16 protein-coding genes are annotated in these 21,410 nt (G+C 72.9%); 7 read left to right on the forward strand and 9 right to left on the reverse strand.

From position 1 onward, the window contains the following. Position 1: 1 nt before the first annotated feature. The 5 genes from WME75_RS38730 to WME75_RS38750 form a co-directional block, all read right to left on the reverse strand. Positions 2 to 3,943: an nSTAND1 domain-containing NTPase gene (locus WME75_RS38730; RefSeq protein WP_437481623.1), complete on the reverse strand. Its 3,942-nt coding sequence runs from the start codon at positions 3,941 to 3,943 to the stop codon at positions 2 to 4. Positions 3,944 to 4,210: 267 nt separating this feature from the next. Continuing rightward, a complete protein-coding gene (locus WME75_RS38735; protein ID WP_437481624.1) occupies positions 4,211 to 5,533 on the reverse strand; it encodes a monooxygenase in 1,323 nt (440 codons plus the stop codon). 19 nt (positions 5,534 to 5,552) lie between these two features. Further along, the gene (locus WME75_RS38740; RefSeq protein ID WP_437481625.1) at positions 5,553 to 6,260 is read right to left on the reverse strand and encodes a potassium channel family protein; all 708 of its coding nucleotides are present in this window, start codon (positions 6,258 to 6,260) and stop codon (positions 5,553 to 5,555) included. A gap of 1 nt (position 6,261) precedes the next feature. Beyond that, positions 6,262 to 7,788, reverse strand: a complete 1,527-nt coding sequence (locus WME75_RS38745; RefSeq protein ID WP_437481626.1) for a cation:proton antiporter — start codon at positions 7,786 to 7,788, stop codon at positions 6,262 to 6,264. 340 nt (positions 7,789 to 8,128) lie between these two features. Further along, on the reverse strand, positions 8,129 to 9,967 hold the full coding sequence (locus WME75_RS38750) for an SLC13 family permease (RefSeq protein ID WP_437481627.1): 1,839 nt from the start codon (positions 9,965 to 9,967) through the stop codon (positions 8,129 to 8,131). A gap of 147 nt (positions 9,968 to 10,114) precedes the next feature. On the opposite strand from WME75_RS38750, the gene WME75_RS38755 reads away from it, so the two are divergent. Next, positions 10,115 to 10,978 carry a class I SAM-dependent methyltransferase gene (locus WME75_RS38755; RefSeq protein WP_437481628.1) on the forward strand — a complete coding sequence of 288 codons (864 nt, stop codon included), beginning with the start codon at positions 10,115 to 10,117 and terminating at the stop codon, positions 10,976 to 10,978. A 115-nt stretch (positions 10,979 to 11,093) separates the two neighbouring features. Here the strand turns inward: WME75_RS38755 and WME75_RS38760 are convergent, their stop codons facing one another. Continuing rightward, positions 11,094 to 12,389: a hypothetical protein gene (locus WME75_RS38760; protein WP_437481629.1), complete on the reverse strand. Its 1,296-nt coding sequence runs from the start codon at positions 12,387 to 12,389 to the stop codon at positions 11,094 to 11,096. 359 nt (positions 12,390 to 12,748) lie between these two features. Here WME75_RS38760 and WME75_RS38765 point away from each other — a divergent pair, with 359 nt between their 5' ends. The 4 genes from WME75_RS38765 to WME75_RS38780 all read left to right on the forward strand — a co-directional run bounded on the left by WME75_RS38765 (position 12,749) and on the right by WME75_RS38780 (position 15,432). Then, complete coding sequence (locus tag WME75_RS38765) at positions 12,749 to 12,961, forward strand: hypothetical protein (RefSeq protein ID WP_437481630.1); 213 nt, start codon at positions 12,749 to 12,751, stop codon at positions 12,959 to 12,961. 258 nt (positions 12,962 to 13,219) lie between these two features. Continuing rightward, the gene (locus WME75_RS38770; protein WP_437481631.1) at positions 13,220 to 13,735 is read left to right on the forward strand and encodes a hemerythrin domain-containing protein; all 516 of its coding nucleotides are present in this window, start codon (positions 13,220 to 13,222) and stop codon (positions 13,733 to 13,735) included. Between the two features lie 180 nt (positions 13,736 to 13,915). Further along, positions 13,916 to 14,179 (forward strand): hypothetical protein, encoded by a 264-nt coding sequence (locus WME75_RS38775; RefSeq protein ID WP_437481632.1) that lies wholly within the window; start codon positions 13,916 to 13,918, stop codon positions 14,177 to 14,179. 329 nt (positions 14,180 to 14,508) lie between these two features. Next, the gene (locus WME75_RS38780; RefSeq protein ID WP_437481633.1) at positions 14,509 to 15,432 is read left to right on the forward strand and encodes a CAP domain-containing protein; all 924 of its coding nucleotides are present in this window, start codon (positions 14,509 to 14,511) and stop codon (positions 15,430 to 15,432) included. Between the two features lie 15 nt (positions 15,433 to 15,447). Here WME75_RS38780 and WME75_RS38785 read toward each other — a convergent pair whose 3' ends face one another. After that, positions 15,448 to 16,149 carry a tRNA-uridine aminocarboxypropyltransferase gene (locus WME75_RS38785; RefSeq protein ID WP_437481634.1) on the reverse strand — a complete coding sequence of 234 codons (702 nt, stop codon included), beginning with the start codon at positions 16,147 to 16,149 and terminating at the stop codon, positions 15,448 to 15,450. A gap of 157 nt (positions 16,150 to 16,306) precedes the next feature. Between WME75_RS38785 and WME75_RS38790 the strand changes: the two genes are divergently transcribed. Next, positions 16,307 to 18,496, forward strand: coding sequence for a hypothetical protein (locus WME75_RS38790; protein ID WP_437481635.1), 2,190 nt, complete (start codon positions 16,307 to 16,309; stop codon positions 18,494 to 18,496). A 150-nt stretch (positions 18,497 to 18,646) separates the two neighbouring features. Then, entirely contained in the window at positions 18,647 to 19,012 is a 366-nt protein-coding gene (locus WME75_RS38795; protein WP_437481636.1) for a hypothetical protein, read from the forward strand. 197 nt (positions 19,013 to 19,209) lie between these two features. Here the strand turns inward: WME75_RS38795 and WME75_RS38800 are convergent, their stop codons facing one another. Together WME75_RS38800 and WME75_RS38805 are read right to left on the reverse strand one after the other, a co-directional pair. Then, positions 19,210 to 20,418 (reverse strand): alpha/beta hydrolase family esterase, encoded by a 1,209-nt coding sequence (locus WME75_RS38800; protein ID WP_437481637.1) that lies wholly within the window; start codon positions 20,416 to 20,418, stop codon positions 19,210 to 19,212. Further along, positions 20,408 to 21,319 carry a hypothetical protein gene (locus WME75_RS38805; RefSeq protein WP_437481638.1) on the reverse strand — a complete coding sequence of 304 codons (912 nt, stop codon included), beginning with the start codon at positions 21,317 to 21,319 and terminating at the stop codon, positions 20,408 to 20,410. The genes WME75_RS38800 and WME75_RS38805 overlap by 11 nt, the downstream gene beginning before the upstream one ends. Positions 21,320 to 21,410 lie beyond the last annotated feature (91 nt).

Genomic DNA, 21,410 nt, shown 5'->3' on the forward strand with positions numbered 1-21,410 from the left:
TTTACGGTGGTGGAGGAAAGGAGGCACAGATGCGGAGCCCGATCACCGGATCGAGGAAGGTGCCGTCAACGACGGTCCGATTGTCACTGCGGACCGATGTTTGATCGTAGAGGTAAGCCCCGCCGCGCAAAAGAACTTTGTCGGCCTCTATCGACGAAATAGCCCACTCGAGGACGTTCCCCGCCATGTCGTCGACCCCGAAGGGACTACGTGAGGCGGGGTGCGAGCCCACCTCATCTGGGCCCATCGTGGAGCTCTCCTTGCCATAGGTCTCATCGAAGTTGGCGTCGCCGGGAGAGAGCGTGTCGCCGTGCGGGAAGATGCGGCTGTCGGCGCCTCGCGCCGCGCGCTCCCACTCGTGGTCGGTGCACAGCCGGGCGCCGCGGACGCGGCCTGTCGTATGGAGCCATGCGGCATACTCGGTGGCCTGCGCGAAGGAGATGCCCGTGACCGGGAAACGAAGCCAGTCCTGCTGCGCCCGGACCGACCGCGAGGGGTAAACGAGCGGCTCGCCGGCGTGCGCCGTGTACGCCTGCACCGTGGGCTGAATCGTGAGCTGCCATACGCCGCTCGGCAAACGGCGCAGCCCGAGGGCGCCTGTCATGGCGCCGTTGCCCGCCTGGATGGAAGACGGCCCGCGGGACTCCCTCGGGAGCGCCTGGATGTAGTCGAGCCACTCCTGAAAGGTCGTCTCGTGCCGCGCAATGAGGTACGCGCCCGTGCTGATCTCGTGAAGGGGAACGGTGGAGAGGAACGCCCACCGGTACATGTCGTCCAGGGCGGCGCCGAAGAGGAACCGTCCCGGCGGGATGTAGATGAAGCCGGGAGGGACGTCCCCGGCGGGCGGCAGCGGGATGGAGAGGCGCAGGGATTCTCCGCGGCGGACCTGGAACGGATAGCGCACGATGGTGCGGTTCCGCGCCTCGCAGGTGAGCAGGTAAGAGCCCTGCGCGAGCGCGATGCCCGAGAGCGGCGCCGTCCCGACGATCCGCTGGCCGACAAGCTGCCGGCGCCCCTCCGCGTCGCTCTCGTACCGCTCCAGCGTGATATCCGCGCCGGGGGGCTCGGTCTCGATGGCGACCTCGGCGGGCGCGTTCCATCGCTCTCGGCGCTCGCCGTCAGGGTCGTACGTGATCATGCGCTGGAGCAGCTCCTCGCGCAGCGAGGGGTGGCCCCTGCTGTCCGCGGCGAGCGCGCGATCGTAGAGCACGTCGCCGAGCAGGTCGCGCGCGTCGCGGCGGGCGCCGTCGAGCGTGAGCACCGCCTCGAGCTTCTGGCTCGCCTGCAGGTGGAGCCGCTCGGACTCGGCGGCGCGCCGGCGCGCGCGCTCCCAGAGCGCCTCCCCCTCGTCGCGGCGCCGGCCGTCGAACGCCGCGAGCGCCTCGGCGCGGAGCGCCTCGGCCGCGGCGCCCTCGAGCGCCGCGGCGGCCGAGGTGGTCGCGGCCTCGTCGATCTTCCGGTCCGCCCTCGCGGCGAGGTGGCGCGCCGCCCTGAGCTCCAGCGCGCCGTAGAGCAGCGCGGCGACGAGCGGGACGCCCACGGCGAGGGCCCACCGGGCCGCGCGCTGCGTCAGGACGGCGCCCCGCGACGCCCGCAGGAACGCCGCCTCGCGCGGCGGCAGATCGCCCGGGTCGAGGCCCTTCGCCTCCTTCAGCTGGCGCGCGCTGAACAGCGCGTCGCGGCGCCGGCCGAGCCGCTCCCACTCGGCCGCGGAGGCGTCGAGGCGCTGGCGCGTGGCGCGCTGCTCGCGCTGCTCCTCGAGCCAGTGGCGCAGCGTCCCCCAGCCGTGGATCAGCGCCTCGTGGGCGATCTCGTAGACCGTCCCCTGCTCGCCCTCGCGGGCGAACAGGAGGCGCCCCTGCACGAGCGCGTCGAGCGCGGCGCGCGCGGCCTCGTCGCCGCACCGCTCCGCGAGCTCGGCCTCGGGGCGCCGCGCCCGCGTGCCCTGCGGCGTGATGAGCTCGCCGAGCAGCCGCCGCGCGGCCGCGCGGACCGCGGGCGGCATGCGGCCGAGCACGCGATCGGCGTGGCGGGCGAGCGCGCCCTCGACGCCGCCGATCTGCGCGAGATCCGCGCTGCTGAGCGGCGCGTCGGGCGCGGCGCGGGCGTCCCACAGCTCGGCGAGCGCGAACTGGAGGAGCGGCAGCCCGCCCTCGGCGCGCGCGGTCGACTCGACGAGCGCGTCGACGACCGCGTCGGACTCGAACGCGACGCCCTTGGCCCGCGCCGGCCCGGTGATGGCCTCGCGCAGCTTGTCCGCCGACATCGGGCGGAGCAGGTAGAGCGCGCGCTCGATCTCGTCGCCCAGGCCGGAGATGCCGGCGACGCGCGCGAGGAAGTCGCCGCGCACCGTGGCGAGCAGGCGCAGGGAGGGCGAGCGCGCCGCGAAGGCGCTGAGGATCTCGCCGACGAGCGCCGCCTCGCCGGGGCTGCTGAGCGTCGCGAGCTCCTCCAGCTGGTCGATGAACAGCACGAGCCCGCCGCGCTCGCCGAGCCGCGCGCGGAGATCGCGGGCGAGCGAGCCCGGCGCCGCGCGCACGGCCTCGGCGATGCGCTCGGCGGGCGCGCCGAGGACGGGCTCGAGCGCGGCGGTCAGCGCGGCGAGCGGGTGGCGGCCGGGCACCATCATGGCCGCCTGGAAGGCGCGCCCGCCGCCGAGGGCGCCCTCGAGGACGAGCGAGAGCACGCCGGCCCGGCAGAGCGAGGACTTGCCCGAGCCCGAGTCGCCGGCCACGACGATCATGGGCTCGGAGCGCAGCCGGTCGAGGATGGTCCCCGTCTCGGAGCTGCGCCCGTAGAACACCGCGCGGTGCTCGAGGTCGAAGACGAGCAGCCCGCGGTAGGGGTTGCCCTCCGGCGCGATCGAGGCGTGCCGGCTCCGCGCGAGCAGCTGCTCCAGCGCGTCGCGCAGCTCGTCCCCCGAGGCGAAGCGGGCGGCGGGGTCGATCTCGAGGCACCGCTCGATGACCGCCGCGAGCCGCGCGTCGACGCCCGGCGCGAGGGCGGCGAGGGGCCGGGGCCGCTCGCTATGGACGACGTGCGAGAGCTCGTTCATCGGCACGTCGTCGTGCGGCGGGACGCCGGCGCAGAGCTCGAAGAGCAGCGCGCCGAGCGAGTACACGTCGGAGCGGCGCGTCGCCAGCTCGCCGCGCCACAGCTCGGGCGGCAGGTAGTGCGGCGTGCCGCCGTCGACGCTCCTCGTCGCGTCGAGGAACCGCGACGCCATCTCGGCCGCCTCGCGGATCTCGCTGTCGAGCGGCTCGTCGCCGTGCACGAACGCCGGATCGCCGTCGCCCGGAGCCTGCAGCGGGGCCGCGCCGCCGCGGAGCGCGGGCCCCTGCGCCGCCGGCTCGAGGAGCTTGGCGAGGCCGAAGTCGAGGAGCTTCGCCTCGCCGTCCTGGGTGAGCACCGCGTTGGCCGGCTTGATGTCGAGGTGCAGCACCCCCCGGCGGTGGGCGGCCGCGAGGCCCCGCGCGAGCCCCGCCCCGAGATCGAGCACGCGCGGCCAGGGCATCGGCACGGCGACGCGGTCGAGGCTCTGGCCGCGGACGAACTCCGAGACGATGAACAGCTGCCCGCGGAGCTCGCCCACGCGGTAGACGGCGACGACGTTCGGGTGCTGGATGCGCGCGGCCGCGCGCGCCTCGGCGAGCAGCCGCGCGCGCACCTCGGCGTCCGCCGTCTCGGCGCGGATGAGCTTCACCGCGACCATCCGGTCGAGCAGCGTGTCGTGCGCGAGATAGACGTCGCCCATGCCGCCGCTGCCGAGCTTCTGGACGAGCCGGTACTCCTCGAAGCGGCTCGGCGGGCTGAAGCTCGACGGGCTCAAGCTCGACGGGCTGAAGCTCGACGGCGGCGGCGCGTCGGCCGCCCGCGGCAGCGTCTCCGCTCCGACGGGGCGCCGGACGGCCTGCGCGAGGGTTTCAGCTGTCTTCTCTTTCACGGTGACACGCCTCGCCCCAGGTGCCGGAGAATATACCCCGGCCGTGCGCTCCCGAAGGAGCTCACGGCCCGTGTCCGACGCGCGAGGTGGCCGTGCTTGCCAGTGCCGCGCGTCACGACTTCGCTGCCCGCTCGAGTCAGGCTGCAAGATCGCCGTGTCCGTGCTCTCTCCCTCGATAGCTAGCCAGCGGCTGTGCACATCTGCTCTGTTGCACACACCGCCCCCCGCGGTGTCGGATGCCCAGGAGCGTTCTGGGAGATGGCGAGGTCAGCGCTCCGTCATGTAGAAGGTGCTGAGGCACATCTCGTCGCTCGTGCCCTCGCCCCACACGACATCGCCGGGGACCCGCGGCTTTCCGTCGATGATCGGCTGGTTCTCGGGCGTGTTGTCCCAGTGGCACTCGAGCGACAGCCTGTCGCCCGGATTGAGCACCTTGGGCTGGACGAGCTTGTAGCTCCCTTGCCAGTGGAAATCCCAGCGCGGGATGTCGAGCACGCACTCCGAGCTGCCGTCGGCGCGCTCGATCTCGAGGCGCGCGCGCGTGCCGAGCGTGTGCATGTGGAGACCCGCGATGTGGAGCTCGATCGGAGCGTCGCCCGCGAGCGCCCGGGTGGGCTGCGCCCCCCAGCGGTGGACGACGTCGCCCTCGAAGGCGGGGATCCTCATGGCGTCGCCGACGAGCCAGGCCGGGTTCGTCCACGGCTCCGTGGAGCCCTCCCGCTCGACCGAGCTCTCGAGCATCACATCGATCGCGGAGCGATCCGGCAGCTTGCCCGCCGCCAGCGTGTTGTAGTGGACCTGCACGACAAGCCGGGAGCCCGGCTCGACCCGGGTGCCCGTCCCCGGGGGGAAGGTCATGCTCCCGCCGCCGGGCACCCAGCCGCCGAGCCAGCGCGGCCGGATCCCCGGGCCCCCGAAGCAAGGATAGCCCGGGCCCGGGTCGGCCGCGTCGAGGGCCTCGACGTCGGCGACCAGCTCCGGCCCCGCGATGTAGGCGATGACGTGGTGGACGATGCGCTCCTCGCCGGGCCTGACCCCGAAGCCGGTGACATGGCGCGCGCTCTCCTCCGGCCAGTCGATCACGAAGCAGCGGTAATCGTCGGGCCCCGCCTGCGGGGTGTACTCGACCGGCATCTCGAGCGTCAGGTCCACCCGCGCGAGCTCGTTGCTCGCCGGCGGATCGAGCGGCGGGCCCTCCTCCGCCGGGTCGCCCAGGGCCGCGCCGCCGTCGACCCACGCGGCGATGGTCTGGATCTGCTGCTCGGACAGGGAGCGATCGCCCACGTACTCGGCGCACGCGCTGTCGGCCGGCCAGGGGGGCATGGTGCGCTCGACGACGGCCTGCTGGATGTGCGGCGCCCAGGGCACCGCCGCCTCGGGCCCCTCGAGCGAGAACGGCGCGATGCCGCCGCCGCTGTGGCACCCCGCGCACCTCGCGTCGAAGATGGGTTTGACGTCCCGGTAGTACGAGACCGCGGCCTGGACGCCGCCGCCCGCCGCGGCCCCGGCCTCGTCGTCGCCGCCGCACCCGGCGAGGACGACGGCCAGCGCCGCGCCCCGCCACACCGATAAGCCCGTGCGCCTCACCATGGGAACACCTGCCCTCGCCTCAGCGACGCTCGTGAACCCCGCCGTTCGTCGCCAGCTCGCGCCGGAGGAAGAACGCGATGACCTCGGCGAGCTCGTCGCGCGCGGCCACGAGGAGCACCGTGGCGCCCCCCGCCACGATCGAGGAGCCGCGCGGCGCCTCGACGCGGCCGTCGGGGCGGTAGACGCCGGCGAAGACGCACGACGCGGGGAAGCCGCCGCTGCCCGCGATGACGCTCACCGAGCGGCCGGCGACCATCGAGTCGACGGGGATGTCGAGCTCGAACGCCACCGACTCGCCGGCGCCGAGCACCATCGCGTGGCGGACGCCCGGGTGCTCGATCGCGGTGGCCATCGCGCCGATGAAGACGTCGATCTCGGAGAGGATCCGGTGGACGCCCGCGCTGACGTAGACGCTCCGGTAGTCCGAGTCGCGCATGCGCACCATCACGCGCTTGGCGCCCGCGGCCTGGGCGAGGAGCGCGACGGCGAGGTTGTCGGCGTCGCGGCGGAGCATGGCCACGACCACGTCGGCGCGCCCCACCTCGGCCTCCTTGAGGAGCCCGGCGTCGGTCGCGTCCCCCACGAGCGAGACGAGGCCGTGGCGCTCGAAGGCGCTGTTGGCGATCGACTCGTCGCGATCGATGATGGTCACCTCGTGGCCCGTCTTCGCGAGGTGGACCGCGACGCTCAGCCCTGCGCGCCCGGCGCCCGCGATGAATACGCGCATGTCATCCGCCTCCTTCGTGCGCGGAGAGCTTCACCATCTCCCGGTCGATCTCGTTCGCGTGAGCGTCCGCCGTCTCGGTGTCGATGAGCCCCCGCCTCGCCGCGTCGAGCACCGCCGCCTTCTGCGCCGTGAGCAGCGCGACGTCCGTGAGGTGGTCGCGCACCTCCTCGCCCCGCGGCGACTGGAGCGCCGCCTCCGCCGCGATCACGCGGCGCTGGAACGCGGCCCGGCGCTCCGCGTGCTCCTTTCGGGAGAGGAGGCCCGAGGCGAGCAGGTCGTCGAGCTCCGACTGGCCGCGCCGCGCGGCGATGAGCGTCGCCTTCGCGGCGTCGAGCGTCGGGTCGGCGCTCGGGGTCGCGACCCCCAGGAACTTGAGCAGCCGCGCGAACGGCAGCGCCTGCACCATCAGCGTCACGAAGGTCACGCCGAAGACGATCGTGACCAGGCGGTCGCGGTACGGCATGTCGTGCGGGAGGCTGAGGACGGCGGCCATCGAGAGCGCGCCCTTGATGTTGCCGACGAGCATCACGTGCTGCCAGCGGAGCGGCACAGCCTCCACCCTCATGGCCCGGAGCACGCCGAAGCAGCCGTAGACGGCCACCGCCCTGCCGGCGTGCAGGGCGATGAGCGCGAGGCCGATGGAGACCGCCTCGCGCACGAGCATCTCCGCGTGGATCTGCATGCCGACGAGCAGGAACAGCAGCACGTTGAGGCCGAAGCCGCCCGTCTCCCAGAACCCCTCGAGGGCGAGCACGCGCGAGGGCTCGAGGTGGCGGCGCGCCGCCTTGCCGATGACGACGCCGACGACAACGACGGCGATGACCGGAGAGGCGTGGAGCCGCTCGGTGACCAGGGCCGTGGCGAACACGATCACGATGGAGGCGAGGATCGCGGTCAGGTGGTCCGGCGTGCGGCGGAGGAGGGCCGTGCCGACGGCGCCGAACGCCCCGCCGAGGACGGCGCCGCCGGCCACGGCCATCGAGAGCCCGCGGAAGGTCTCGACGGCGTCGAACGTGCCGCTCGCGAGGACGCGCGAGGCGAGCACCACGAGCACGAGCGCGGTGCCGTCGTTGAAGAGGCTCTCCCCCTCCATGATGGCGGCCAGCCGGTGCGGGACGTGGACGCTCCGGAAGGCGAGCAGCACGCTCACGGTGTCGGTGATGGAGAGCACCGCGCCGAGGAGCAGCGCCGCCGCGAACGGGAGATCGAGCACCAGCGTCGCCACCGCGGCGGTGCCGAGCAGCGAGATGAGCACCCCCGGCACGGCGAGCGCGAGGATGGGCCGGCTCGCGGCGCGCAGGCTGTCCGCGTCGGCGAACAGGGCGCCCTCGAACACGAGCACCGGGAGGAACGCGATGAGGATGACCTCCGGGTCCATCGGCGTGTTCGGCAGCACGTCGACGACGACGAGGAGGAGCCCCACGAGCACGAGCGCGACGTTGTACGGGATCCCGACGCGCTTGGCGCCGATCGCGACGGTGGAGCCGACGGCCAGGACGAGGAGCAGGCTCTCGAGCCGCTCCCTCATGCGTCGCCTCGCGGCGGCGACACGAGGACGATGGCAATCGGCGCGCGCGGCGGGCGCGCCGCGATGTGCGTGATGTCTCTGGGGGCGATCACCGTAGATCCTGCGCTACAGGATCGCTCCCGGATCCGCAAGATAGGAGAGGCGTCACCGGAGCGGTCGGGCGGGCTGCGTGCGAAGGCAGGCGCGAAGCCAGGCGAGACGGGAGCGTGCCTGTGCCCGGGAAGCGGGGAGATGTCCGAGATCACATGACACGACATCCGCAACGCGCGCTCGCGCGCTCTCGCGTCCTCCGCGGGCGGCGGTCCCGGGCAAAGAGCGACGGAGGAGCGTTGACCCGCGATCAGAAGGGCCAGACGAGCGGGACGACGATCAAGGTGGTCGCCAGCACGAGCAGCTGCAGCGGCAGGCCGACCCGGGTGAAGTCCTTGAACTGATAGCCGCCGGGTCCCATGACGAGGATGTTCACCGGGGAGGCGATCGGCGTCGCGAACGCGGCCGAGGCCGCGAACGCGACCCCCATGAGCAGCGGCTCCGGCGTGAGATCGAGCGCGCCGGCCAGGCGGACCGCGAGGGGGGCCATGAGCACGGCGGTCGCGGTGTTCGAGAGGACCATGCCGATGGCCGAGGTGAAGAGCACGAGCACGCCGAGGACCACCGTGGGGCGCGCGCCCGCGAGGAGCCCCTCGGCGGCGGAGACGACGGCCCCCATCGCGCCGGTGCGCTCGAGCGCGGCGGCGAGGGGGACCATGCCGGCGATGAGCACGACGCTCTCCCAGTTCACGGCGCGGTAGGCGTCCACCGGGCGCACGCACTGCGCGAGCACGAGGAGGAGCGCGGCGAGCAGCACGGCGATCACGTTGGGCAGCCACCCGAACGCCATGCAGACGAGCATGCCCAGGGTGATGCACACCGCGACGGCGGCGCGCTCGCGATCGACGAGGACGTCGCCGCGCGCGTCGGGCTCGGCGACGAGCACGAGATCGCGCCGCTCGTCGCGGAGGTTCTTCAGGTGCTTGAGCCGCCCCTTCACGAGCAGCGTGTCGCCGGCGCGGAGCTTGAGATCGCGCAGCTCGGGCGTGGCATGGAACACCGGGAGCCAGCCGTCGCCCCGCCGGATCGAGAGCACGCTCGCGCGGTAGCGGTCGCGGAACCTGGCCTCCCTCAGGGTCTTGTCCGTCAGGCCGGAGCGCCGCGGCAGCACCACCTCGGCGAGCGACTCCTCGGGCGGCAGCGCGAAGACGGGCCGCGCCGAGAGCGCCTCGAGCCCGAAGTGATCGGCGAGCGCCGCGATCGCCGCGTCGCTCCCGAGCAGGCGCAGCTCGTCGCCGACGGCGAACACCGCCTGCGGCACCACGCGCTGCGCCTCGAGGCCGTGGGGCCCGGGGCGCGCGATGCCCACCACGGTGGCGCCGAAGTCCGCCCGCAGGTTCGCCTTTCCGAGCGTGAGGCCGGCGAGGCTCGCGCCGGGCGGGACGCGCACGGCGCGCAGGGCGCTGCCGAGCCCGTACTCCATCGAGAGGTCGTCGAGCGAGAGCGCTCGCGGCGCGCCCGCCTCGGCCTTGTCCCCTTTGCCGGGCAGCGCGCGGCGACCGATCGCGACGACGTACGCCACGCCGACCGCGAGCACGACGAGGCCGGGGACGGTGAAGCTGAAGAAGCGGAACGGCGCTCGCCCCGCCTCGCGGAGCGCCTCGCTCACGAGCAGGTTCGGCGGGGTGCTGATGAGCGTGAGGTTGCTCCCGAGGTGCGCCGCGAACGCGACGGGCATGAAGAGCCGCGCCGGCGCGATCCCGCGGCGGAGCGCGAGCGTCCCGACGACCGGCAGGAGGATCGCCACGGTCCCCGTGGAGCTCATGAAGGCGGACAGGAGCGCCGTCGCCCCCATCACCACGACGGTCACCTGCGCTTCCCCCCCGCCGGCGAAGCGCTCCAGGCGCTGGCCCAGCCAGTCGGCGACCCCCGTGTCGGTCAGCGCGGCCCCGACGATGAACAGGCCGGCGATCATGAGCACCGCGGGGTTCGAGAACCCCGCGAGCGCGTCCGGGACCGTGCTGACACCGGAGATCGTGAGCGCGAGCAAGGACATCATCGCCACGACGTCGAGCCGCAAGCGATCGCTCACGAACAGGACGATCGCGAGCCCGAGAATTACGAGCGCGAGAATGGCCTCCAAGGTCATGGGGAGGCGCAGCCTAGCGGGACTCGCGCGGGGCTGCATCACGTGCGGGTCGGATCACCGCGCACGTCTCCATGCAGAGCGCTTCCGTTGTGTCGCTCGGAGTCGCTCGCGCATTGAAATGTCGGCGGCAGACGCTATGCACGAGGCATGCGTGAGCGTCGTCCCAGCCAGACCGCCGCCACTGTCGCGCTCATCCGGGCGCTCGCCGACCAGGGCCTCACCGATGTGCCGGGCTTCGAGGACCCCGTCGTGCACCGGCTCCTGTCGCGCGGGTGGAGCGCCGCGCTGACGCTGATCGCGCGGCGGCTCCGGCGCATGGACCCCGCGAAGCGCGCGCGTGTCCTGGCCCGGCTCTCCTCGGTCCCGCTGCGGGTGCGGGCCATCGACGTGGAGCTGGAGGGCGCCGTGGCGCTCGGGTGCCGGCAGGTCGCGAGCCTGGGGGCGGGCCTCGACACGCGCGCATTCCGGATGAAGGCGCTCTCGGCGACTCATTTCTTCGAGATCGATCACCCGGCGACACAGGCGTTCAAGCAGAGCAAGGCAGCTGCGCTGTCGCCGGTCGTGGAGAAGCTGACGTACGTGCCGGTCGATTTCGAGCGCGACGCGCTCTCCACGTGCCTCCTTTCGGCCGGTCACCGGCCGGACGAGCCCACCGCGTGGATATGGGAAGGGGTCGTGATGTACCTGTCGGACGACGCGCTCCGGGCGACGCTGCGGGCGCTCGCCGACGCCTCGGCGCCGGGCAGCCTCCTCCTCGTGAACTACATGGAGCCCGAGGCGCGGCGTCGCCTGGGCCTCGTTGGCCACCTGATCGCGCGGATCTGGAGCGAGCCGCTCGTCGGCTTCCGCCGGCGCGAGGTGATGCTCGCCGAGGTCGAGCGGGCCGGGTTCCGCGCATTGCGCGACACCGGCGCGGAGGACTGGGCCCGGCAGTTCGGAGCGCCCTTCGCCTCGTCCAACCCGGCCGCCGGCGCACGGCTCCTCGTCGCCGAGCGCGCCGGCGCGCGCTGACCCCGGGCGCTCCTTCGCGCCCCTGCCCGGCGGACCCCGGAGCCCGCGGCGTCACGGAGCGGCTCCCCTCGCGGGGGCGCCGTGGACACCGCACCTCGTCAGGCGGAGCCCGGCGTCAGCTCCACGTCTCCGAGCGCCGCGGGTTGCGGGTCTCGATGGCCTCGGCGTGGCCCCGCAGCCCGCGCGCGGCGGGCAGGTTGCCATGCGTCTCGAAGACGTCGGCGAGGGCGAGCCCGAGGATGACGATCTGCTGGGGTTTCTCCAGCGCGCCGACGGTCGGCGCCGCGGAGCCGAGCAGCTCGAAGGCGCGCCGCCACGACTTCGCGGCGGCGTCCGGCATGTCGGCGTTCAGCGCCGCGTGCCCGGAGCAGCGGTGCATGTCCGCCGCGAACTCGTGGCTGCCGCGGCGGTCCGCGAGGTCTCCGGCGCGGGCGTACGCCTCCGACGCGTCGAGGAAGCGGCGTTGCTTGCTGTGCAGGCTGCCGAGCGAGGCGTAGGCCTCGGGCACGATCGCGAACAGCCCGCGCCGCTCTGCCTCCTTCAGCGCGGCGACGAACACCCGATGTCCCTCGTCGACCACGCCCGCGCCGATCAGCGAGCGCGCGCGCTGCATGGCGACGTGAATGGCCTCCTCGCCCAGCCCGCGGCCCATCAGCATCTCCTCGGCCTGCTGCTGGAGCTGCGCAGCCTCGGTGTGCCGCCCCGCCTGAAAGCACTTGTCGGCCTCGTGCAGGAGGCGCCGCGCCTGGAGGAGCTCCGGAGCGCGAAGGGGGGAGTCGGGCGCGATGCGGTTCTCGAGGTCGGCGGGGAGGCGCTGCCCGCGGGCCGAGAGATCGGTGAGCAGGCGCTCGAGATCGACAAGGGCCGCGCTGTCGGCCTCCGGCCACACGACGCGGGACGCGCCCTCGCCGAAGCGCGCGAGCAGGTCGCCGACGCTCGAGTGGACCGCATCGACGAGGACCCAGCGCACGAGCGCGAGCTCGGGCCCCTGCGCGAGCCAGAGGACGTCGCGGGCATACGCGCGGGGGTCGTCGATGTGCTGGGGCGAGAGCACCACGACGGCGCCCGCGTCCGGAGCGCGGGCGGCGAGGTGGGCCGCGAGGGCGCCCGCGAACGCGTCGAGCGGCTCGCGCAGGGGCCCGGGCTCGGGCGTCGCCGTGGGCTCACCGGGGATCGCCGGGGCGCCGAGCTCGCGCGCCAGCGCGCGTTCGCGGGCGGCCCAGCCCCGGCTGGGCCCGTAGAAGGGGTCGGCCAGGACCCACACGGGACGGGGCGCCGGGCCTGCTTCGCCGAGCGCCCGCAGCAGCGCCAGCGTGTGCCCGTGCACGTGCGCCGGAACGATCACGTGCAGCAGGCGGGCTCGCTCGCCTGTGAAGATGGCGCTGAGCGCGCGGGCAATGTCGTGGATCATGTCGCGTTCCGGGGCGGAGTCTTGCTCCGATCCGCGCCGAGGCCAAGCGAATGCGCCCGCGCTGCGGCGCGGGACGTCGCCGGCGGCTGCGCTGAACGCCTTCGCGGGGCGCGGCGCCCCCGGCGGGCGAACGGCCGTTGCGCGTCGCAGGACGCCACGGTCGAGGCGATATGTCTCAGGGTTTTCGCGCCGGAGCGCGGGCGCGGCGCGGAGGAGGACGCGCGGGTGCTCGATCCTTGTTGGCCCGGGCATTGCTGGGCGAAAGGAGCTGAAGCAAGCGTCGAGAGTCGCTGGAGAACTGCTGAACGCGCCCGGGGGTAGACGCCGCGGGTCGCGCTTGATCTCGGAGGAGATGTACCGTGAAAACAGTGTATCTGTCGCTGCTCCTGGGCGGCATCGTGATCGTGGGTTGTGGTGGCAGCAAGCCTCAGCCGGAGGGGCCGGCCGAGAAGGCGGGCGAGGCTGTGGACGACGCTGCGCGCGACGTCAAGGACGAGACGAAGGACGCGGCGGAGTCGACCGGTGATGCCGCCGAGGAGGCGGGCGACAAGGTCGAGGAGAAGACGGACTAGCAGGACCGGACTCGTCTACCGGGACGCGCTGGCCCGAGGACCGGCGCGCCCGGCAGAGCGGCGCGGAGCGCTGAGGTGGTCTCCTGCTGTTCGCGCGGTGGGGGCTGGGCCGGGCGGCTCGCCCCACCGCGCGTCGCGCTGCGAGGAGATCTGGCCGGAGGGTCTACGCGCGAGATGCCCGAGATCCTCCGCGGCCTTCGATTGAACCCATGAGACCCGGCCGCGCCGAGGCGCGGCTCGCGGGGTGGAGGCAGGAAGATGAAAGCAACGTCATTGCTCGAGAAGCAGCATCGCAAGGTGGAGTCGCTCTTCAAGCAGCTCGAGGGCGGCAAGTCGGAGCCGGGGCCTCTGCTCGCCGAGCTCGCCAACGAGCTTGTCGCGCACATGGCGATCGAGCAGGAGAGCTTCTATCCGGCCGTGCGGCAGGTCAAGGAGGACCTGATCCTCGAGAGCTACGAGGAGCACGCCATCGCCGAGCTCGCCCTGAAGCGGCTGCTCGCGACGGACCCGGAGGACATCTCGTTCAAGGCGCGCGTGACGACGCTGAAGGAGCTCATTCAGCACCACGTCGAGGAGGAGGAGGAGGAGCTCTTCCCCAAGGTCGAGAAGGCCCTCGACGAGAAGCGCCTCACGGAGCTCGGCAAGGAGATGAAGGCGGAGTTCGAGCAGCGGCTGGCCGAGGGGTACGAGGCGCTGCTCCCGGCGGGTTACAAGAAGACCTCCGCGGACAAGGCGAGCCACCCCAGGCACGCGAACGGCGTGAACCTGGGCTGACGGGGCCAGAGCGAGCGGAGAGCGGGAGCGCGATAGACCGGGGTTGAGCCGCGGGGCAGGCAGGGCGCGGGGCGGCGGAGGCCCTGTGCCCTCCCAGCCCTCGCGGCTCTTCTTCTTGTGTTGGTGGTGGCGCGCGGCGCGCCGGCCCGGGGCCCGCGAGCGGCAGTTCGGCGGTCGACCATGGTAGAAGCAATCGGCTGGATCAGCTCCGTCATTCTCGTCCTGACGGTCGGCAAGCAGGTCCACAAGCAGTGGAAGAGCAAGACGAGCGAGGGTGTTTCCAAATGGCTCTTCGTGGGCCAGCTGGCCGCATCGACCGGGTTCGTCGTCTACAGCTGGCTGGTCGAGAACTGGGTCTTCGTGGCGACGAACTCGCTCATGGTGGCGAACGCCCTCGCCGGCGCGCTGATCGTCTTTCTCCAGCGGAGGCGCGGCGCGCCGTGATCGGCGTCGTGTGCGCTCGTCATCCGCCAGCGGAGGAGGATTGAACCTCGAAGGCGCCAGGGACGCCAAGAGAAGAAGAAAGATCTCATCATCTTGGCATCTTGGCGTCTTCGCGTCTCGGCGCGTTTTTCTTTCCCTCAATCAATCAGCATTATCCCGCCCGACTGGAATTGAAGGCCGACCAGCACACCCCTGTGCGACACCGACGCTTCTCTCCGCACAGAAACGCTGCAAGCTCACTGACTGCGCATGAACCGCTCTCAGCATGCAAAAGTGCAGCATGATCGGTACACGTTGAGCGTGAGTCCAAAGCCCCATAGACTCAGCAGATGCTTAACCCTTCGACGCGCTCATGTACCATCGCGCTCGCCGCGACGTTCATTGCCTCTGTGCTGTCGGGCTGCATTGGGGAGCTGGGCAGCGTGCTGACCGAGGGCGAAGAGAGCGGCCCGACGAGCGGCGCCGGTGTCGGGAGCGATAACGGATCGCCGGGCGGCGGGCCGACCACCGGCACCGGCGGCTCGACCGCCGCGGGCTCCGGAGCCAGCGACGGCTCCGGCGGCTCACCCGCCGGCGGCAACGCCGGCTCGACCACCGCGGGCGCCGGGGGCAGCGCCGGCTCGACCACCGCGGGCTCCGGCGGCTCCGGCGGCTCGACCACCGCGGGCGCCGGGGGCAGCGCCGGCTCGACCACCGCGGGCTCCGGCGGCTCCGGCGGCTCGACCACCGCGGGCGCCGGGGGCAGCGCCGGCTCGACCACCGCGGGCTCCGGCGGCTCCGGCAGCTCCGGCAGCTCAACCACCGTGGGCTCCGGCGGCTCCGGCGGCTCACCCGCGGGCGGCTCCGGCGGCTCCGGCGACGGCGGCAACGGCGGCTCGACCGGCGCGGCGCAGCTGTGCGTCGATACGATCAACCAGCACCGCGCCACGCTCGGCTTGCCTCCCCTGGCGCGCTGGAGCGAGGCGGAGTCGTGCTCCGATGGAGAGTCCGAGTCCGACGGGAACGCCAACAAGCCGCACGGCGCGTTCGGCAAATGCGACGAGCGGGCTCAGAACGAATGCCCCGGCTGGGGCGGCCCCCCCGAATCCATGATCGTCCCGTGCCTGCAGCTCATGTGGGACGAGGGGCCCGGCGAGGATTTCAATGCCCACGGCCACTACCTCAACATGAGCAACACCGAGTACACAAAGGTGGCTTGCGGATTCCACACCTTCCCGGATGGCAGCGTCTGGGCGGTGCAGAACTTCCAGTGACCGGCGCGCGAACGCTCACCCGCTCTCCGAGCCGTCGAGCTCCCGCCCCACGAGCACCTCGGAGCCGTCTCCTTCTCCCCGGGCCGCCGCCCCGTCCTCGAGCTTTCCGGTGAGCCGCACGCGCGTCGCGCGGTGCACCCACACGTCGAACGCCTCCATCATCCGCCGCTCGACCGCCGCGCCCTCGAGCACGCCGAGCGCGCGCGCGACGGCCTCCAGCGTCGACAGGGCGCCCTCGCGCGGAGCGCGCCGCAGCCCGTAGCGGCTCGGCGCGCCCTGCGGCAGCGTGACCGGCTCGGCGCCCTGCGCGTCCGCATCGCGGTGAACGGCCCGGCGCGCCTGGTTCCAGCTGCCGTCCGGGACGAGCAGCACCACCGGCTCGCCGCGCGCGTCGTCGGGCGAGAGGGCGCGCGCCCCGGGCGACGGGAACAGCACGAGCCGGCGCCCCTCCGGCAGCGGCGGGCGCGGCCGCGGCTCGATCTCGCCGCGCACACGCACCTCCGCGCCCTCGACCATGCGCGCGACGAGCCGACCCGTGTTGGTGCTCCTCGTGCGCTCGATCCGGTGGGTGAGCAGCACGACGCGCGTGCGCACCGCGAGCCGCGGCAGCGCGGCGCAGAGGCACATCGATCGCGGCAAGCCGCAGCCGCGGCAGCGCGGCGTCCCGCGCGCGCGGATGGGGGGCAGATCGGGCGGCTGCAGCGGGACGAACGTCATCGGCCGAGGACCGGGCGTTCTCCCACGCGCAGGCGTCCCCGGTCAAATGGCCCCGGCCCCCCGACCCCAGGAGCGCGCCCGGAGCGCTCCCGCCGCGGAATGGCGCGTCGGCCCGGCGCCCGGGAACCTCGACGCCCCCCGAGGTGTCATGACACGCATGCTGGTCAGTCTGACCCCGGCTCGCCGTCGAGCCGTCGCGCTCTGCATTCTCGCGCTGAGCGCCGGATGTCACGTGTCGCCCGCGGCCTCGCCGGACGCGCCGCCGGCGCTCCCCTTGAAGAAGCTGCGGCTGTACGAGACCGGGATCGGCTACTTCGAGCGCAGCGGAAACATCTCGTCGAGCAGCGGCGATTCCTTGCCCGTGCCGGCCTCTCACGTCGATGACGCGCTCAAGACGCTCGTCGTGCTCTCGGACGGCAAGGCGCGCGTGACAGGCGTCGAGTTCGACAGCGTGCTGAGCGGCGCGCTCAGCCGCTCGCTCGCGGCGCTGCCTGTCGACTCCGATACGCCGGTGACCTACCGCGACGTGCTGGAGAGCCTGCGCGGCATCGAGGTCGAGGTCACGGCCGGGGACGCGACGTGGATCGGCCAGCTCGCCGAGGTGACGGAGGCGCCGCCGATACCGCTCTCGCCGCCGGCTCCCTCGGCCCCGGCCGCCGGGACCGGCGGGGGCGCCGCGGCGGGCAAGCCCGGCCCCGCGGAGCGAACGCCCGTCGCGCCGGACACCCAGGAAGATCTCTATCTCACCCTGATCCAGCGGGGCGGCGCGGTCCGGCGCCTCCGCGCCTCGCGCGTCGACGAGGTGCGCCCGGTCGACCCGACGGTCGCCGGTCGCCTCGGCGCCGCCGTCGGCGCGCTCTCGGGGCGCGCGGCGCAGCTCCGCCGGAGCCTGCGCGTCCTCGCGGACAGCGCGACGCCGGTGCGCCTCGGATACATCGCCGAGACGCCGGTCTGGCGCTCCACCTACCGGCTGATCCTCGACGGCGGGCGCGCCCGGCTGCAGGGCTGGGCGCTCCTGCACAACGACACCGACGAGCCCTGGGCCGGCGTCAGCGTGGAGCTCGTCAACGGCCGGCCGGACTCGTTCCTGTTCCCGCTGAGCGCCCCGCGCTACGCGCGCAGGGAGCTCGGCGAGCCCTCCGAGGCGCTCTCGACCGTCCCGCAGCTCGCCGACAGGACGCCCGATCAGCTCTGGGGCGACAACGTCGGTGAGGGCTTCACCGTCACCGGCCAGGGCTTCGGCGCGGGCGCCGGTCGCCTGGGAGGAGCCCACGTCTCGGGGGCGCCGACGGTGCGCGGCGGGATGGTCACGCCCGACGGGAGCACCGGCGAGAGCGAGGTCCTCAGCATCGGCAACCTCGCCGACCTCGCGCAGGCGGCCGGCGTCGAGAACGGCGCGCTGTTCACGTACCGGCTGGCCGGGGGGCTCCACCTGCGCGCCCACGGCTCGGCGCTCGTCCCGTTCACGCAGCAGGACGTCGAGACGCAGCGGCTCACGTGGTTCGGCGGCGACGAGGAGCGGGGCCGCAGCGGCGCGCGGCTCGCGAACACCACCCGGCAGACGCTGCCCGCGGGGCCGATCGCCGTCTACGAGGCGAGCGGCTTCGCCGGGGAGACGGGGCTCCCCCGCCTCAAGCCGGGCGAGCGCGCGTTCCTCCTGTTCGGCGCCGATCTCGACGTCGAGCTCCGGGCGGCCGACCGGCGCGCGGAGGACGTCCCGCAGAAGCTTGTCTTCGAGGGCGAGGCCCTGAAGGAGCACTTCGTCCGCAAGCACAGGCGCAGGTACGTGGTCGAGAACCGCGGCGGCCAGGAGCGGCGCGTCTACGTGGCGCTCGACATCGTGAAGAACGCCAGCGTGCGCGGCTTCGACGCGGTGGACTTCGACGAGGCGAGCGAGAAGCCGCTCGGCGTCCTGCGCGTCGCGCCGCGGAGCAAGCTGGAGCGCGAGGTGACCCTCGACGAGGCGCTCCAGCGCTCGGTCAGCGTGCGCTCGCTGTCGGCGCGCGTGCTGCGGGAGAAGTCCGACCTCGCCGCCCTGTCCGCCGCGGACCGCGTCACGCTGGGCGCCGCGGCGAGGCTGTTCGAGGACGTCGAGCGGACCGACAAGGAGATGGCGGCCGAGGGCTCGCGCATCGACCGGATCGAGAGCGATCTCGCGCGCTTGCGCGAGCACCTCGAGGCGCTCGGCGACAAGAGCGGCTCGCCGGCGGGCGCGAATCCGCTGGTCGTCCGCATCCTCGCGCTGGAAGACGAGCTGTCGGGCGCCCGGCGCCGCGTCGAGCAGCTCGAGGCGCAGCGCGAGGCGCGCCTCGCGGCCGTGAAGGGCGAGCTCGAGCGGCTCCATTGATGAGGGCAGCGCCCCGGCTCGGGCGCGCGACGAAGACCCCGGTGCCCGAGGGCAACCCCGGGGCTCCGGCGCCGCGCTTCACCGACGATCCTCGGCTCGGCGCTTCGTGCCGTGGTACAGCTACGAGCACATCCTAGAAAGGAGCGCGCGATGGCGAAGATCGTGATGTACGAAACGTTCTCCAAGTCCGATATCGAGGCGCTGCTCGACGCCGGCATCACCGTCAATCTCGCGTTCGACGCGTCGCACGGGAAGCAGGAGAAGACGGTCCACCTCGAGCTGCTCATCGACGCCAGCAATGAGGCGATCCAGCGGCTCAGGAGCCGTCACAACGGCACGTACATCAAGCTGAAGGGCGCGCTGATGCAGGGCGAGGGCACCTACAAGCTCGAGTGCCACACCTTCGATCAGGACGTCGTCGACAGCTCGCCGAAATCCTATGAGATCCGTCAGAACCGCGCGATCGTGCGGCACGGCGACATCGGCACCATCATCCAGGACATCGGCTGGTGGTGAGGTGGGTTCCGCCGAGAAAGCGGCAAGATCGCCACGCAGGGGGATGACGACTTTGTCGCCGGCCGCCACACCGGCGCACCGCTGTGATGAGGCTTCGGGCGTCCATCCCGCACGGTCGAGCGCCGATCCGCTTGAAGACCGAGAATGAACCCCAGAGGACGCAGAGAAGAGGCAGGGGAATATCGTTCGTTACGCGCTCACGGCAGTGAATGCCGCTTCAGCGTGGCCCACCCGATCTCGGGGCTCCCCCAGGCCGTGCCGCCGCCCTGCGCCGTGCACAGCGTCACCTCCACGCCGCTCGCGCAGCTCGAGTAGGTCGAGCAACCGTTGCTGTCCGCCGCGCTCGGGGTTCCCGTGCACCGGTTCAGCTCGGCCCACCTCTCGAAGGTGCCAACGGCGCCGAGGAAGGTGATGTTCGCGCCGTTCGGCGCCTGCTGCGCCCCCCCCTCGTAGGGTACCAGCACGTCCGCGGTACCCCGGAACGAGATCTCGGCTATCGGCCGCACCGGCTGGCAGGGCTGCTCCGACTCCGCCAGAAGGTCGAAGGCGCCGGGAGCAACCCCGGCAAAGACGTCCGCCGCGTTGCAGGCCAGGTGGTAGGCCATCCCGCCGCCGTTCGCGACGCCCACGGCATAGACGCGTTTGACGTCGACGCACGCCTCCGCCTGGACTTGCTGGACCAGGGCACGCGCGAACGCCACGTCGTCGACGTCGCGTGACGTCGTGCAACACGGACCGATGTTCCACGCGCCGTCGATGCCCTGCGGCCACGCGACGATGAACCCCTCGCTCTCGGCGAGCTCGCGGTACCCCGAGGCCTCGGCCTCCGCCGCCGAGGTCCCGCCGAGCGTATGAAAATCGAGCACAAGCGGCATGGAGCTCGCTCCCGTGTAGCTCGCGGGGAGGCGAACGACGTAGCTGCGGGTCGCGTCTCCGACCGCCACCGTTCGCTCGTTGTCGCCGGGCGCCAGGGTGGTGACCGGGCAGGCGGTCGCCGTGCCGCCATCGCCGGGCGCTCGGCAGAAGCCGCCCTGGCAGCGGAACGGCGCGCCGCTCGGCTCGCCGAGCGGCGCGCAGGCGGCATCATCGCTGCAGGAGAGATCGCAGAACGCGGCGCTCTCGGCCGCGGCGCACGCCGCCTCGGTGGGCCGCTCCGCCGCGGCCACGCACTCGGCGCCGGAGGCGAGCCCCGAGCATTCGTCGGCGACCGAACAGGCGCGCGTGCAGACGCCGCAGATGCAGGCGAGACCGTCCCCGCAGCTGGCATCGCAGCTCGTGAGAAAGCTCGTGAGAAAGTTTGTCTCGCTCCCGGTCTGAGGGCCCACGCCCTTGCAGGCCGGGGCCAGCAGCACCGCGCCCGTCACGCTCACGACGAGGCACGCCGTCGCGACCCCACTAGGCCTCATCGCCGCCCCCGATGTCCTGCTGGATCAAGCACTGTCCGACATACAGCACCACCTGCGTGTACCTGTCCGGCGTCTCGTGCGCCGCGTTGAACGCCTCGACCTGCTCGCGCAGCGCGACAAGCTCGGCACGCAGGCGCCCCAGCGTCTCGTGGGCCCGCTGTTCGTGCGGATGGCCGGGCCACACGTCGAGGGTATAGGTGCTCCCCCCGACACGGTCGCCGAGGCCGGGCGCGGTGCGATCCTCGCGCAACCGGCACAGGATGGTCTTCACCATCGCCTGGTAGTGATCGAAGATCGCCGCCTCCCAGCCCACGGGCGAGCCAAGAAGCACGTAGAGGCTCGCGGCGCTGTACGTCGCTCCGGCATCTTCACCCGTCCGCTCGACTCGCGCTGATTCCACCAGGCGCTGCAGGGCGCAATCGAGCTCCGCGCGATCGATGTGGGTCCGCTGCACCAGATCGTCGCGTGTGAGCGGGCCTTCCCGGTAGATGATCGCCACGACGAGCTCGTCCACGCCTTCGCCGGAGCGGATCGCGCGAAGCGCGCCGAGCTCGTCGTCGGACATCGCGCGATACACCACCTGAGCTCCCTGCCCCGCCTGGAAGATCAGGCGGCTCTCGCAGAGGTCGAAGAGCACCCCGCGCAGCAGGACATCATCCTCGGCGGCGAACGCCCGCAGGATCTCGGCCCGCGGCGTGATCCCCCGGCGGCGGATGTGGTCCAGCACGGCCTCCCAGAGCGAGCGGCCGCGCTCGACCGAGCTCTCCGTGATCCGCCGGACCCGCCGCTGATAGCTCCGGAGCCCCATACCGAACATGTCGGCGCCCACCTTGCGGCTGACTCCCTGTCGCTCGAGCTCGGTCGCCAGGTCCTGGAACACCTGGTCCGCGAGCTGGGCCAAGGGGGCACGCCAGCCCCCCGAGGTCGCCAGCTGAGCGATGAGGACAGTGGTCTGGCGAACGATGGCCTGAATCAGCTCGACTGTCATACGT

The sequence above is a fragment of the Sorangium sp. So ce1014 genome (assembly GCF_051521505.1).
In the GTDB taxonomy this organism is placed as follows: Bacteria; Myxococcota_A; Polyangia; order Polyangiales; family Polyangiaceae; genus Sorangium.